Source organism: Photorhabdus africana (genome assembly GCF_035181445.1).
Classification (GTDB): domain Bacteria; phylum Pseudomonadota; class Gammaproteobacteria; order Enterobacterales; family Enterobacteriaceae; genus Photorhabdus; species Photorhabdus laumondii.
Genome location: NZ_JAXBVE010000015.1, coordinates 20,874 through 36,353, shown reverse-complemented (window position 1 = coordinate 36,353; position 15,480 = coordinate 20,874). Strand labels below are relative to the sequence as shown.

13 protein-coding genes and 1 pseudogene are annotated in these 15,480 nt (G+C 35.4%); 12 read left to right on the top strand and 2 right to left on the bottom strand.

What is annotated here, in order from left to right:
- The first annotated feature begins 156 nt into the window (after positions 1–156).
- Positions 157–1,272 (top strand): DEAD/DEAH box helicase, encoded by a 1,116-nt coding sequence (locus SLS51_RS10510; RefSeq protein ID WP_323838068.1) that lies wholly within the window; start codon positions 157–159, stop codon positions 1,270–1,272.
- A 28-nt stretch (positions 1,273–1,300) separates the two neighbouring features.
- Here SLS51_RS10510 and SLS51_RS10505 read toward each other — a convergent pair whose 3' ends face one another.
- The gene (locus SLS51_RS10505; protein ID WP_323838066.1) at positions 1,301–1,657 is read right to left on the bottom strand and encodes a hypothetical protein; all 357 of its coding nucleotides are present in this window, start codon (positions 1,655–1,657) and stop codon (positions 1,301–1,303) included.
- 138 nt (positions 1,658–1,795) lie between these two features.
- Between SLS51_RS10505 and SLS51_RS10500 the strand changes: the two genes are divergently transcribed.
- From SLS51_RS10500 to SLS51_RS10490, 3 genes are all read left to right on the top strand, one after another.
- On the top strand, positions 1,796–2,425 hold the full coding sequence (locus tag SLS51_RS10500; RefSeq protein WP_323838064.1) for a hypothetical protein: 630 nt from the start codon (positions 1,796–1,798) through the stop codon (positions 2,423–2,425).
- Between the two features lie 415 nt (positions 2,426–2,840).
- Positions 2,841–4,376 carry a DUF6973 domain-containing protein gene (locus tag SLS51_RS10495; RefSeq protein WP_323838062.1) on the top strand — a complete coding sequence of 512 codons (1,536 nt, stop codon included), beginning with the start codon at positions 2,841–2,843 and terminating at the stop codon, positions 4,374–4,376.
- Positions 4,377–4,491: 115 nt separating this feature from the next.
- On the top strand, positions 4,492–4,941 hold the full coding sequence (locus SLS51_RS10490) for a hypothetical protein (RefSeq protein ID WP_323838060.1): 450 nt from the start codon (positions 4,492–4,494) through the stop codon (positions 4,939–4,941).
- 194 nt (positions 4,942–5,135) lie between these two features.
- Here the strand turns inward: SLS51_RS10490 and SLS51_RS10485 are convergent, their stop codons facing one another.
- Positions 5,136–5,426, bottom strand: a complete 291-nt coding sequence (locus SLS51_RS10485) for a DNA glycosylase family protein (protein WP_323838194.1) — start codon at positions 5,424–5,426, stop codon at positions 5,136–5,138.
- Positions 5,427–6,334: 908 nt separating this feature from the next.
- Here SLS51_RS10485 and SLS51_RS10480 point away from each other — a divergent pair.
- From SLS51_RS10480 to SLS51_RS10445, 8 genes and pseudogenes are all read left to right on the top strand, one after another.
- On the top strand, positions 6,335–6,637 hold the full coding sequence (locus tag SLS51_RS10480; protein WP_323838058.1) for a Cro/Cl family transcriptional regulator: 303 nt from the start codon (positions 6,335–6,337) through the stop codon (positions 6,635–6,637).
- Positions 6,638–7,400: 763 nt separating this feature from the next.
- Positions 7,401–8,501, top strand: a complete 1,101-nt coding sequence (locus SLS51_RS10475; RefSeq protein ID WP_323838056.1) for an amidinotransferase — start codon at positions 7,401–7,403, stop codon at positions 8,499–8,501.
- Positions 8,502–8,510: 9 nt separating this feature from the next.
- Positions 8,511–9,515 carry a fatty acid desaturase family protein gene (locus SLS51_RS10470; protein WP_323838054.1) on the top strand — a complete coding sequence of 335 codons (1,005 nt, stop codon included), beginning with the start codon at positions 8,511–8,513 and terminating at the stop codon, positions 9,513–9,515.
- Between the two features lie 97 nt (positions 9,516–9,612).
- Positions 9,613–10,476: a 2OG-Fe(II)-dependent halogenase WelO5 family protein gene (locus tag SLS51_RS10465; protein WP_323838052.1), complete on the top strand. Its 864-nt coding sequence runs from the start codon at positions 9,613–9,615 to the stop codon at positions 10,474–10,476.
- 315 nt (positions 10,477–10,791) lie between these two features.
- Positions 10,792–11,673, top strand: coding sequence for a DMT family transporter (locus tag SLS51_RS10460; RefSeq protein WP_323838050.1), 882 nt, complete (start codon positions 10,792–10,794; stop codon positions 11,671–11,673).
- Positions 11,674–11,717: 44 nt separating this feature from the next.
- On the top strand, positions 11,718–11,903 hold the full coding sequence (locus tag SLS51_RS10455; protein WP_323838048.1) for a hypothetical protein: 186 nt from the start codon (positions 11,718–11,720) through the stop codon (positions 11,901–11,903).
- A 144-nt stretch (positions 11,904–12,047) separates the two neighbouring features.
- Positions 12,048–13,640 (top strand): serine hydrolase domain-containing protein, encoded by a 1,593-nt coding sequence (locus SLS51_RS10450; RefSeq protein WP_323838046.1) that lies wholly within the window; start codon positions 12,048–12,050, stop codon positions 13,638–13,640.
- A 159-nt stretch (positions 13,641–13,799) separates the two neighbouring features.
- Positions 13,800–15,390: pseudogene (locus SLS51_RS10445) on the top strand (serine hydrolase domain-containing protein).
- Positions 15,391–15,480 lie beyond the last annotated feature (90 nt).

Below are 15,480 nucleotides of genomic sequence, written 5' to 3'. Positions count from 1 at the left end.
ATGAAACAATTAGGAAAAAATGAAAAGTAATTTATTGAGCGACCAAGTTATAAATTTCGTGCTATTAGTCAAGATTTTGTCCATACTACATAGACTATTTTGCATGAATATGGGTTTAATAGTGATTATATAATTGGTAGAGTAAAAGGAATATGTATGTCTTATTTTTTTGATACAGCAGTTAATATTGAGGGAAATAAGAAATTAAGAACGCCTCAGATTGAGGCATACATCAAGATTAGAGAGTATTTTAATCAGCCAGATAATAAAGAAGCATTAGTAGTACTACCGACAGGTACAGGGAAAAGTAGTTTAATTTCTATTGCGCCATATGGAGTTTCAAATAAAAGAGTTCTCATCATAACTCCTGGGCTTGTTACTAAAGATAGTATACGAAAAACTCAAGAGGTGTTAGAGGACAATTTCTGGGTGAATTGTGATGTTATATTTAATAGCAAAGATATTCCTGTGGTGAATGAATATCTTCAAGATATCAGTGATGAGCATTTATTTGCTAGTCATATTGTTTACTCTAATATACATCGAATATCAAGTAAGCGTGAGACAAGTCTAATAAGTAGAGTTCCACAGGATTTTTTTGATTTTATTATTATTGATGAGGCTCACCATGCTCCTGCCCAAAGTTGGCGTGAAGTTTTGGGATATTTCCGCGAGGCTAAGATACTTCATGTAACAGGAACACCATATCGAGGTGATAATCAAGAAATTCCTGGAGAAAAAATACATGAAACTCCTCTTTCAGAGGTTATGAAAAATAATTATGTGAAGTGGTTAAGAAAAGAGACGGTTAATGCACATGAGTTGTATTTTTCTATAAAAGAAAATGAGGAAGTTAAATTATCAAAGGAAGAGGTATTGGCATTTAAAGATAAAGAATGGATAGAGAAAAGTGTCGCTCTGTCTGAGGAATGCTCAAAAGATGTTATTGAATATAGCATATTAAAATTAAATGAGTTAAAGAAATTATCTAGTAAAGTTCCCCATAAAATATTAGCTGTAGGTTGTAGTATTTCTCACGCAGAAGATTTATATCATTGGTATAAAGAAAAGGGATTAAATTCTATTATTGTTCATAGTGAAATGTCCTTAGATGAATTACGTAGAGATTTTAGAAATATTGAAAATCATCAATGTGATGTCGTAATTTCAGTTAACATGTTGATGGAGGGTTATGATCATAAATACTTAAGTATTCTGGCTATATTTAGGCCATATATACCCAATGGATTTCAAGATGCATCGCGGCGGTAAGGGAGCGAATCCCCGGGAGCATAGATAACTATGTGACCGGGGTGAGAGAGTGCAGCCAACAAAGAAGCAACTTGAAAGATGACGGGTATAAACACTCAAATAGATGAACAGGCTGTAGAAGCCCTAGCATGTGCGATGCTAAAGCAGATAAGCGTTCATCGGAGCCTGTTGTGTCACCATCAATCTTAAGTTGTATATGTGCGGTTTTTGCATTAATCGCTATGGTTAATTCCGCAGGTTTGTCATCCCACATCATCTCTTTTTGAACTTTATTCTGTTCCACAATTTCAGCGATATTTTGTTTATCCCTTTGATGAAGAGCGAAAAAATCGTGGGTATGATAATTATCGGGTAATGCGATTTTTGTGGATAAAGTGGTTTGCATTTCTTCTCTCCAAAGGTATGGGTGTTTTAGTTAGCACTTTGGATAAAAAAGCACTGAACCTTGTTTTTAAATTTTTTCTGACAGGAACAATATCGTCAATTTGTGGTCTTTGTATATGTCAGTTTAAAGGAGAGATTAATGAAAGCATATTGTTTTAATTTACGACAGAAAATTTTGACATCTGTTCTGCTTTTTTCATGTTATATAGGTTTTGCTTACTCAAATATAAATACGCATAAACAGTTTTTCCGTCATGATGGTAGTGAAATAACTTACTATCTTAAGCAAAGAGGTGGTAAGAATTTATTAGTGCTGATACAGGGCTCTGATTGTAATAGTATCGATAATAATAAGTTTGTGAATAATGCATTCAGTGATATTTATCCCGATAGTGATGTTCTGACTGTGGAAAAATATGGCATTAATGCATCACTCCTTTGGTCTGATGTTGTTGAACGTTCAGATTGTCCTAAGGATTATATGAGTTCGGATACACCGGAACAAAGGGTTAAGGATTATATTCAGATCATTGATTATCTGAAACATCAGAATAAATATAACAAGATCATTATTTTGGGTGGAAGTGAGGGGGCAGTGGTTGCTAATTTAATTACATCACAAGTCAATTATATTGATAGAACTGTGTCACTGAATGGTGGAGGTCGGTATTTCTCTGATGATGTTATTCATAGTATAAAGAGTGAAGCGCTACCAGAATATCTCAATGAAGAGATTAAAGGAATACGAACATGTTTACTTCCGGATTAACGATGTTGCACTTATTATATGAATCCAAGTTTTAATCAACTAGATAATAAAAAGGCATTAGCGCGAATACTTGAAGAAGTTAAGAGGATGATACAATGATCGACTTATTAAAAGTAAACGAGATTATAGAAAGAATGGTAGCTTTTTTTAGTGAGAGGTGTTCAGCCTGATGAACTCATAACTGCTGTTTTTGAGAGTGAATACGATAACATTAAAATCATTAATAAATCTAATGAGTTATTTTTTAATAAAGAAAGTTATTTTATAGTATAGGCAAAATTATTTTCACTTATTATGCTAATGCAATGCAGTATGCAAATTTTAATTTACGCTGAGAAAATTAGGTAATAAATTTTCGTATCCGGTAAAAGATTTCATTAAATTTAAAAGTAAAATTAAAGAGAGATAGTTTTTTATGAGTAATAATGACAAACCTAATGTTGCAGTTGGTGGTTCAATGAATACTAAAATAGGTCCATATGATGTTCATATTGAAGGTGTTCATCCAATTTCATATTATGAAGGTAGTACTCCTTTTGATTCTAATGATCAAGAAATTGAAATTCAGGATAAATTACAATTGCATTCAGAAACAAGTTTTTTGCCAAATTTTTCAGCAACTGGTGGTTACATGAGTTCTGGGCAAATGGTAAAGGCACTAACAGATGGTGCTAAATATGCTCCGATGGGAGGGATTGGCTTTGCTGATATAGTTAATACTTATAAGGATAAATATAACAAAGAGAATTGCCCTATTTGTGAAAAAAAAGATTGCCCGGTTTTAAAAAGAGATTGTGAGAATATATTGAGGGGGATAAAAAAATTTGGCTCAGAGAAAAAAGCATTTTTGATGGGTAATCCAAATATCACCAGACCAATTATGGCTAATAGGTATGTTTTTAATTCAACATTACCTGTTGTAATGAGTTATGTATCTAAGTTTGAAGGAAGAGTTAATTCAAATGTAAATACTCTGAGAGAATTTTTTGATGATCGATTCTTTTTAGAGCAGAAGATAAATTCATTTAGATTACTACCAGTTAAAATTCAAGCTGTTTTACAAATATTTGTTTATGGAAGGGATGCAAGAGATTCAAAATATGATAGATTTTATAATAATCTTAAAGGATCTATAGGAGAAGTAAATTATAATAAAGCCATAAAAGAGCTACATGATAATATGCCGCTGACAGAAAGAAATCTTTTTGTTTTAAATGAATTAATAAAAGCAAATGGTAATATTAATAATGAGGTAGGGAAAATAAAAAAATTAACTACATACCTGGCTGATTTTGATAAAAAATATGGGTATGGAACAGGAGAAGATGCTAGCTATTCTGAAGACTGGTATGGTGCTTATACTGGTGAGAGCAATAACTTGCCTCAGAAAATGAAGGAAATCTTATTTGCGATGCGGCACCCTATTGCAGCCTATGATATTGGGTTCTACGAAAGAGGAGCTACCAATATCACGACTAATGCGGTGCGTTTTTCAACCCAGGGGAATAGTAAAACGAACCCCAATGGTACGTTACTGGATAATAAATATAAGGAAGGCTCCCAGGTCAATGCTTTTCGGCATACACTATGGCAAGCTGCCATTGCTGCTCGGTATGGTGAGGAAGTCGCACTCCATGCAGGCAATGCTCATGAAAGTAATCCTAAAATAGATCTTAACATCCGGCAGTTTGCTGCCCTTAAGGACGCAGATCAGACAATTGATTTACTCAATAACCAGATAGGGCGTAGGATTGGCCTACAGAGCAGGAACTCGTCAATGAAAGCGCAGGCCAAGGCAGTGTTGAATCGCTTTCATAAAGAGGGATTGTATGTTGCCAAGAAAAATGCGATGGGGTTTGAGATTGTCAAAGAAAAAATCACCGATGAGCAGTTTTCTTATATGAACTCGGTATTTGAAAGAGGAAATGAAGATGGCTTTTCACCTGAGTAACTATTGGCGATGCAATTGGAACAGCAGAAAAAATAAAATCATTTTTTTTTCATGCACGTTGCTGATAGTTTTTTTTATGTTCAATAGTAACCGACAGTTTAGCATTGTTAAGAGTATGTTTGATTATGCTGATAAACATTGCCAGCAAAACACAGACTGCTTGGTTAACATCAGCAAAATTACGCCGTTTAAATGGGACACTTTGTATGTTATTGATAGTGGTTGGAATATTGACGAAATTAAGTCTGTCATTGGCGCGGAGTTAAAGGAAAGGACTGATATCTTTTCCAAGATTATCTTTGTTAAGGATGGGCAAGTGGTTTATTTCGAAGAGTATCATTATTATCCGGATTCAGGAGATGAAAAAATCTTGGTTCTCGATTTTGATTATGAAAATCAGGAAAAAGGGCTTATAGCTTATTATCGTGTTCCCAGAGAGGCTCCCAAAATTGTCATAAAAATGAAAGGAGACCCATCAGTAGAAGACAAAATTTACTATTTATTTTCTTCCGTTAATGAGCAGCAGGTTCAGAGGAACCCTTCATCATTCCGAAAACCATCATGATGCCTTGATGTTAAAAAAACGCATCATAATACCCGGTGATATTTGCCGGGTTTACTAAATAATAGCAACAATACACCATACCAATAAAAGAAATGAAAATTAGCAATAACATCAATATTCTGCACTTGATTCTTGTCGCGATGCAATGAGCCATTTAAATAGTTGAATCCCCGTAACAGGGAATAATTAATTGTCTACATACCAATGCCTTTTATAGCGAGTAAATTATCTGCTAATTGCTGAATATCTTGCTCATCTGAGATTGCTAATGTTAATTCACCAGATTCAATTAATTGGCTTAAGCGGAGTAATGCTTTGGCTTTGCTGACAGAAAATCCGCATTGGTGTAATTCATCTTCTGAACGGTTGATGATTTGTCTGGCGGTTGGAAAGCGCCATAGCCCGGAGGAGTGCTGGACTCCCATTGCCTGAATAAATCTCCTGCGAATAGAGATGGCTGCACTGACGCTGATCTGCTGGCCGATAACCGCCCAACTTAATGCTTCAAACGGTGTGGCTGATTGATAAACTCTTAAACCTGATTGTCTGGCAATAAGTGAACCAATAACTGGGTGCCCTTTATATATGCCCTATGGATTTAATTCGATATCTCATTTGGCAATGAAAAATATATATAAATATATCCGTCATCTTTCAAGTTGCCTCTTTGTTGGCTGCACTCTCTCACCCCAGTCACATAGTTACCTATGCTCCCGGGGATTCGCTCCCTTGCCGTCGCGATGCATCTTGAAATCTATTAGGTATAACAAGTTGATGATTAATGATTTGTAATAAATTTAATAATATAATTGCTTGAGATTTATTTTATATTCTTGTTATTATAATAGATGAATGGGATGTAATTATAATATTTACTATAAATCATCACTTGATTAATATACCGCTTGTTATTTCCAGAAAATATAGTACTAAAACGTTATGAATTATTTGTTGCTTCTGAGATGATTTCCTCGGTTTTACCTTTTGTAGCATAGAAGGTAAATATCTGTTTATTTCTCATTATCATTTATCTCTGTCATTATATTTTCTAGAAAAAATTACTGAAATATCCTGCTCATTACAGGATGTAATATCTTTTTTATTTTCTGTTGGGTAATAAAATATTGATTTTAAATTAATTAAATTTATTTTATTATTTTATTGACAATGCATTAATGGCATCTATAGTTATATGTATTAGATAAAGCATCAATATGGCATCAAAAATGCTGTAGATATTATCTAAATGCTGGATAAATTCCTGATAAACACCTTGTTTTCTAGTGAAAATGGTTACCGTTTTGTGTGGGCAAGATAAATAGCTTATTGTATATATTTTTGAATGATATAAGTTATTTATCAATCGGTTAGATTAAATTTTGGAGTTTATGTCATGATAATTAAGAAAGATATTTTGTTAAATGAAGAGCTGATTGTCGATGATGATCTTAAAGTGGGTAAAGTAGAGAAGGTCAATATTGATATTCTGTCACCCAGCTCAGTCATTGTTAGTCTGAATATTTTAGGCGTAGTTGATGATTTTCATCTATTACTAGTTGATGATAAAGATAAAGAGAAGATTGTGCTGCTCTATCTTTCTCTTTTACGTGTTCTTCATGAAAAATTAGATGTAAAAGTAAAAGTCGCAAAAAGTAAACTTACTAAGATAAAATATATAGTAGGTGTTGAAATTTAAGAAGTATTTGTTAAATTTCTAAATGAGCGCGTGAATTAAAATATTTCTTAGGATAACTGGATTTGATTTAAGCAATATAATCAGTTATCAAATACAGTATTGTTACTAATTGAAATTAAATGTAATGTTTATTTGTATGATGAAACTGGTTTTATTCAAATCCTAAATGTACTTTCTATTAAATACACTTAACTACAGGCAGAATGGTAATATTACTGTTCTGCCTGTGTTTATATTGAGGTTCGTTATTATAGAATTAAAAAAACAATGTTATTATAAATAAGCTTTTATTTATCTGTGTTAATATTTATAAAGTCAATAGTTATATAGCAAACAATCACATTAACTCTATTTTACAATGCTTAAATTTAATTTCTTTACAAATTCAAATGTCCATATATTATTGCTCGCAGAAAAATTTATATTATTATTTTAGCGTTATAAAACTACGGTGAAACTATAAAGTTGTTTTTTATATTATTACCTTAATTGAAAGTTTCATGATGAAAAAATAAATTTTATAACAGTTTTTCACTGTTTTAAATAGCCAATATTATGATTTGTTGTTGGGTTTATCAGATCTAAAAAATCATAGTTAATTTGACTTTTTAAACAGAAAGAAATGTAAATCCATAATATTATGTATGATAACATATTGAAATTGAATTTTTTCTAAGAGGTTTATATTGATGGAAATAGGGTCGCAATTAATACAGTTGTTATAGTTTTGAAGCGACATAATATTAAAATATCAGGAGACGACATGCTTGATTCAAATTTAACAGATTGTAATAGTAAGAATTCTTCCCCAGTTTGTTCTTTTAATGAATGGGACCCACTTGAGGAGGTTATTGTCGGTGTAGTCGATGGTGCCAGATTTCCCGGTTGGCATATGGCGATAGAGCCAATATTACCACCGAATCAAGTTGATAATTTTCATCGATATGCAGGTCGGTCATTTCCGCAAGAGCAAATTGATGCAGCATCTAGAGAGTTAGAAGAATTTGTCCATATTCTTGAAGGTGAAGGTGTGACAGTACGTCGTCCGGATCCGCAAGACCAATCTCAGGTATTTGGTGCACCAGGCTGGAGTAGTACAGGGTTTTATTGTGCAATGCCTCGTGATGTGCTGTTAGTTATTGGAAATGATATTATTGAATGCCCACTAGCATGGCGTTCCCGTTATTTTGAGACGGCAGCATACAAGACTTTACTTAAAGATTACTTTAAGAAAGGGGCAAAATGGAGCGCTGGGCCAAAGCCGCAGTTGACCGAGGAACAATATAATTTCGAATGGCATCGGCCTAATGGCAATGAGCGTGTTCCCCTTGCTATAACTGAATTTGAACCAACTTTTGATGCTGCGGATTTTATTCGGTGTGGGCGAGATATCATTGCTCAAAAAAGCCATGTTACAAACGAATTTGGTATTGAATGGCTGCGTCGTCATATAGGTGATGAATATCGTATTCATGTTTTTGAATTTAACGATGATAGCCCTATGCACATTGATGCCACCTTTGTTCCTATGGCACCAGGAAAACTGTTAATTCACCCAGAAAAAGTATTAAAAATTCCTGAATTGTTTAGGAACTGGGATGTATTACATGCGCCGAAACCGGTTATTCCTGATGATCATCCTCTGTATACGACCAGTAAATGGATCAACATGAATATTCTGATGTTGGATGAACAGCGAGTGATTGTTGAAAAGCAGGATGAGCCAATGATTGCTGCAATGAAACGCTGGGGCTTTACGCCAATTCCATGTAATTTCAGGAATTTTAATACGTTCGGCGGTTCCTTCCACTGTGCAACCGTGGATGTAAGACGGCGCGGAACTTTACAGTCTTATCTTGACTAGGAATAAATAATGATGGCTATCTGGAGATATTCCCCTTGGGATGCAGTAATGTTTGCATTAAGTATCTTGCATACGGTAGCCACTATTACGCTAGTTGTGTATTGGAATGGTTTCACTATTATGGGGTGGTTGACTCATGTTATTCTCCTTACATTGATGACAACTTACAACATAGTAGTGATCTCGCATTTTTTTACCCATACTCCTTGGTTTGTTTCTAATACCATGAATATGTTTGTGTCTATATTGAATTCAATGAATATTGGGCAATCTATACAGTCTTATCATTTGTCCCATGTTCGTAATCACCACAAATATAATAACGACCGGGGAGTCGGCGAAAGTGGACCGCAGGATATCTCTTCAACCTTTATCAATGGAAAAGAAAGAGGGGAACATAATACTCTTTGGAATTATTCTATCATTGGTGGAATATTTACTCTTTATAACAGTTTAATTCGTATGTTATGGGCTATATTTATCTGGCATAAACCGCTTAGTAAAGCGGATAAAGGATATGAAAAACTTCTTTCAAGAGTAAAAGTTAGGAGAATAAAAGAGTTGTGGCAATTGAGACTGGATAGATTATTTCAAGCGATGTGGGTGATTATCTTATTCACTTGGTCTTGGGAATGGGCCTTATTTTGCTATCTACCTTCTCTCTATTTTGCCTTTGTTCTGGTTAATATACAAAATTATTATGAGCATTATGGTGCATTGCCGGGAAATAAATTTTCAAATTCAGTGAGTTACTATGGCCGTGTCTATAATTTTTTGATGTTTAATGATGGCTATCACCAAGAACATCATATCTCAGGAAACACGCATTGGAAGCTATTACCTGATTTACGTAGAAAATATTCGATCCAGCTTTTTGCACAGAAGAGAGTTATTAGTCCGGTACCTGCAATACTGGGTTTTTTACATAGACGTAGATCTTTATTGCATAGATCTATACCCAATGGATTTCAAGATGCATCGCGGCGGCAAAGGAGCGAATCCCCGGGAGCATAGCAAACTATGTGACCGGGGTGGGTGAGTGCAGCCAACAAAGAAGCAACTTGAAAGATGACGGGTATATAAATCAAAAATAATGGGTGAGTCTACTATAATGAAAGAAGAATTCGAGATTAGAGGAGCAACACTGGCAGAATCGGAGTTTATGATATACGAAACATCAAACAATATATCTGTACACGCACTTTCTGCCCTTTTAGATGGCCACCTTGCGGCTTGTCGGGTTCGTAATTTTCTTCCGTCAGAACAAAGCAGGAAAATAATTGAGAACTTTTGGTGTTCTTCGGCACGGACTCCTCGTTACGGAGAAGGTATTGAAGGTGTTGAGGGGTACTTCATTGGAGCATCTCATATTGAAAAAGATACCTGCCAATATATTGAAGAAGCAGAAAATTTCCGTTCAGCAATTAATGAGGTGTTTCAAGATACGATCAATCCCATTGATCGTTTTATTGATCAAATAGTTCATTTTAGTAGTAATAACCTACGGGTAATGCGTCCTGCAATGTATCATGGTGTTGCGGCGGGTAATGTAAAAATTGTGTATTGGAATAATTTTGGCAAATTCCTTTTATTACCTCATGATGATCTTGCGCAGTTAAGTGATCCGCGCCAGAGTGATTTTGAGATCCAACAGATTAATCGTGTTATGGCGGTAAATTTTTACGCTGATGTTCCTCAAAATGGTGGACAATTAAAAGTATGGAACATTCAACCTGACGACCAATCGCGTAGTGCCCTTGGTTTAACTTACAGTGGTTTTCCATACCCGTCGGAATTATTGGAAGATCATGCAAGTATGGTGATTAATATTGAGGCGGGAGATTTGGTATTACTGAATGGGAACTTGGTCCATGCGGTACTGAATGGCAATACTATCTCTGCACCAGAACGGCGTTTACTAGTGACCTGTTTTATGGGATTACAGCAAAATGGTGATCTTATTTGGTGGACCTAACGCAACATGCTTACAGATATTTATCCATAACGAAATGGAATATGCGTCTCTGTTTAGAAATAGCCCATGTCAATGTTAGAAGAGATAGACTAGGCCACTACTCGCATGAACACACTTGCCAGGTTAGTATTAGCCGAAGCGTATGTGTTCATGCGTTTCACTTTCATTTTTCCTCCTGCTATTCTACCTCCTTATATTATCCATAACAGTGTAATATGATTACCTTTGAGAGCGGGGTGATATTTAGTCAGTGTCAGATTTGGCTAGCTGCGTTGGCTTGGGTACATTAAATGTAAAACAGGGTGTGGATTCTCTATGATTTCTAAAGCTCAATGGATCTCTTATAGTTCAACGTTGATTTTTGTTTTATTGTGGAGCAGTGGTGCAATTTTTTCTCGATGGGGACTCGATCATAGTACCGCATTTGCCATTCTTACGATGCGTTTTACTATTGCGCTTATTTTTTTGATATTTCTAGGATTATTATTCAGGCATAAGGGCTATTATTTACCTGAACATGGTACTCGCAAACAGATTGCGGGTACCGGTGTTTTGTTAATTGGCGGCTATTCTATTTGTTACTTTTTTGCTTTGGATAACGGGATCACGCCTGGCGTTTTGGCTACAGTGATGGGGATTCAACCGATTATCACATTGTTGGTGATCGAACGTCATTTCTCGGTTGTACGTTTAGCGGGTTTGTTATTAGCATTATTGGGCTTGGTATTAGTGGTGTATCAAAGCTTAGTGCTGTCTCGGTTTTCTATTGCTGGTATTACTTTTGCCTTAGCAGCATTGGCTTGTATGAGTATTGGTGCGATTTTACAGAAACGAATTCATCAAGCTCCTTCTGCGGTTTTACCCCTGCAATATAGTGTTAGTCTACTACTTTGTTTATTGTTTGTTCCTTTCCAACCTTTTGAATTTCAATTGGTGCCTGGTTTTATTATTTCATTATTATGGTTAGGGTTAGTTATCTCTGTTGTGGCTCAATTATTACTTTACCGACTCATTCAGGCAGGTAATTTAGTGAATGTAACCAGTCTTTTTTATCTCGTCCCTGGTGTAACCGCGGTAATGGATTATTTATTTTTAGGAAATTCGTTACCTGCTCTAAGTTTGTTGGGAATGGTAGCCATTTTATCAGGACTTGTATTAGTCTTTCGTACAAAGAAAGGTTCCCTTGCCACTGAATAAATCTGGATTACTGGGCTTACAATGAGTCCGGTAATTGCTTTTTTATGAATGCCGAAATCAGTACTAGCACGAATTCATCTATTCCGACGAGTAACCGCAGTTACTTTCTGTTTCTCTTTATACCCGTTATCTTTCAAGTTGCCTCTTTGTTGGCTGCACTCGCTCACCCCGGTCACATCGTTATCTATGCTCCCGGGGATTCACTCCCTTACCGTCGCGATGTATCTTGAAATCCATAGGGTATATATATTAAATGATAATCATTATTACTTGGATGTTGATTATTTCCGTCTTACAGTACTGCCCGCATATATCGTATTACTAGATTGCATATATGTGCCCTGTTTGTATAACATTAAATTATTAGGAAATTAATGATGGAATCGATGATATCTACAGATAATATTCATTTATTTATCAAGAAAATAGATGAACTGGTTAATATTGAAAATGAAAAAAAAGGGGGAGCTCTCGCAGTCGCTATTATCCACGATGATAAGATAATTTATCAGCGTCATATCGGGCAAGCTAGCATTGAACATGCTGTGGCTGTAAAACCTAATACTAAATTCTATTTAGCGAGTGCCTCAAAACAATTCACGGCTTTTTGCATAGCCTTGCTGGAGAAAGAAGGAAAGCTCAACGTCAAGGATAAAGTCAGACAATATTTTGATTATTTACCCGCGCATTTTTCTGATATTACCATTGAGCATCTTATTCACCACACCAGTGGGTTACGGGATATATTTTTACTTTATAGTCTGGCGGGTAAAAACTCAAGTTTTGACTACTGCCATGCCGATTTAGTGAGAAAATTGATCCAACGACAACAGACATTTAACGCCCCCATTGGGGAATATTATATTTATAGCAACACGGGCTATTATTTGCTGGGGGAAATCGTCAGCATAGTTTCAGGTAAGTCATTAAAGAAATATGCAGAAGAAAATATTTTCGCTCCATTAGAGATGAAAGATACCATTATCTGTGATGATATAACCGAGATTATCTCTAATCGGGCGATGGGTTACACTTATCATGAGAATTCGCAACAGTGGATAAGAAGTGATATTAACAATTCTGTGATCGGTAGTGCAGCGGTTCACTCCACCGTGAATGATTTATGTCGTTGGGCTAGAGCGTTTTATTCGCCATCTATTGTTCAGGATCTACTGCCTCAATTATCCCGTACACCAGATTTAACCAATGGCAATCGCAACAATTATGCTTACGGTTTGATTATCGACCAACGTGAAGGGCAAAGGATAATACAACACAGTGGTACCTATGCCGGCTTTCGAGCGAATATTTGTATTTTACCGGATGCTAAATTAGGTATGGCGATGACTGCTGCAACCGATGTTGATGTTGGTAAATGGACGGATCGGTATCTTGATATATTGTTTAATACCAATGTTGAGCCAGAAAAACCGCATTGCCTAACCAGTGATATCGATATCACCGGTATTTTCCGAGGGATAGAGCCTTATCCTTATATTATTACCAAAGAAGATGTTTATTTTTTAGGTAATTTATTTACAAAAGGTAACCAAATTATTTTTAACGCTGACGGTACATTCCAAGAACAAGGAAGTAAAATCCAGTTCAGATCCGTCATTGACAATGACAGTGTTATCGCACTGGAACATATTGATGAAAATGGTAACGTTTTTTATTTGAAAAAGATGAACGATGAAGAGAGGGTCGATATTAAGCTATTTTCAGGGCGCTATTATAGTCACGAAACAGAGTCGATAATTAATATTATATCGTCTGGTGATGATATTTATATTGATGGGATTATCCATCCTGTAAAAAAAGAGGCTTTGCGACATATTTATGGCAATAGTTATTTCTCACCCAGTACTGAGTTTGTTGTTGATTTTGAATTAGATCCTGATACCAATAAATCTCGTCTTTATATCGGCAATTCACGTTGCTTGAATGTGGAATTTGTTGCAGTTTAATTCACAGGTTAGTACGTGGAAATTTAGATCAGCGTTTCGTTAGCAGGATAGAATGAATGTTATTGAGGGCCTAAAGATACTTTATATTAGATGAACCTTGTTCCAGACAGAACTATTATATTTATGTTCTGTCTGTTTTTTATAAATATGAGGAGATTAATGATGAAACTGACAATATCCACAGATAATATTAAATTATTTCTCAAGAAAATAGATGAATTAGTTGATATTGAGAATAAAAAAGAGGGTGGCGCTCTCGCCGTTGCGGTTACCCACGGCAATAAAACGATTTATCAGCGTCATATCGGGCAAGCTAGCATTGAACATGCTGTGGCTGTAAAACCTAATACTAAATTCTATTTAGCGAGTGTTTCAAAACAATTCACGGCTTTTGGCATAGCTTTATTGGAGAAAGAAGGAAAGCTCAGCGTCAAGGATAAAGTTAGACAATATTTGGATTATTTACCCGCGCATTTCTCTGATATTACTATTGAACATCTTATTCATCACTAGTGGGTTACGGGATATATTTTTACTTTATGGTCTGGCAGGTAAAAACTCAGATTTTGACCACTGCCATGTTGATTTAGTAAGAAAAATGATCCAACGACAACAGGCACTTAACGCCCCCACTGGGGAATATTATCTTTATTGCAACACGGGCTATCATTTGCTAGGGGAAATTATCAGCGTAGTTTCAGGTCAGTCGTTGAAAAAATATGTAGAAGAAAATGTTTTCACTCCATTAAAGATGAAAGATACCATCATCTGCGATGATATAACCGAGATTATCTCTGACAGGGCGATGGGTTACGCTTATAATAAGGATTCACAACGGTGGATAAGAAGCGATATCAACAATTTTGTGGTGGGTAGTGCAGGGGTTCACTCCACAGTGAATGATTTGTGTCGTTGGGTTAGAGCGTTTTATTCGCCATCGATTGTTCAGGATCTATTGCCTCAATTATTCCGTACACCAGATTTAACCAATGGCAATCGTAACAATTATGCTTACGGTTTGATTATCGACCAACGTGCAGGGCAAACGATAATACAACACAGTGGTACCTATGCTGGATTCAGAGCTAATATTTGTATTTTACCGGATGCTAAATTAGGTATCGTGATGACCGCTGCAATAGGTGTTGATGTTGCTAAATGGGTGGATCGGTATATTGATATATTGCTTAACACCGATGTTGAGCCAGAAAAACCACATTGCTTAACTAGTGATATTGATATTACCGGTATTTTCCGAGGGATAGAGTCTTATCCTTATGTTATTATCAAAGAAGATGTTTATTTTTTAGGTAGTTTATTCGAAAAAGGAAATCCGATTACTTTTAACTCTGACGGTACATTCCAAGCGAAAGAAGGTAAAACCCGGTTCAGACCTATCATTGAAAATAACAATGTTATCGCACTGGAACAGATTAATGAAAATGGCAATGTTTTTTATTTTAAAAAAATGAACAATGAAGGTATTATTGATATTCAGCTATTGTCAGGGCGATATTATAGTAATGAAACAGAGGCGATAGTTAATATTATACCGTATGGTGAAGGTATTTATATTGATGGGATTGTCTATCCTGTAAAAAAAGAGGTTTTGCAGCATATTTATGGGAATAGTTATTTATCTCCAGGAACTAATCTTATTATTGATTTTGAATTTGATCCAGATAAAAATAAATGTCGTCTCTATATCAGTAATTCTCGTTGCTTGAATTTGGAATTCATTGCAGTTTAATGGACAGGTTAGTAAATACAAATTTAGAATAGTATTTCGCTAGCAAGATAGGATTGATGCTATTATGAGAGTATGGAGATCTTTTCTATT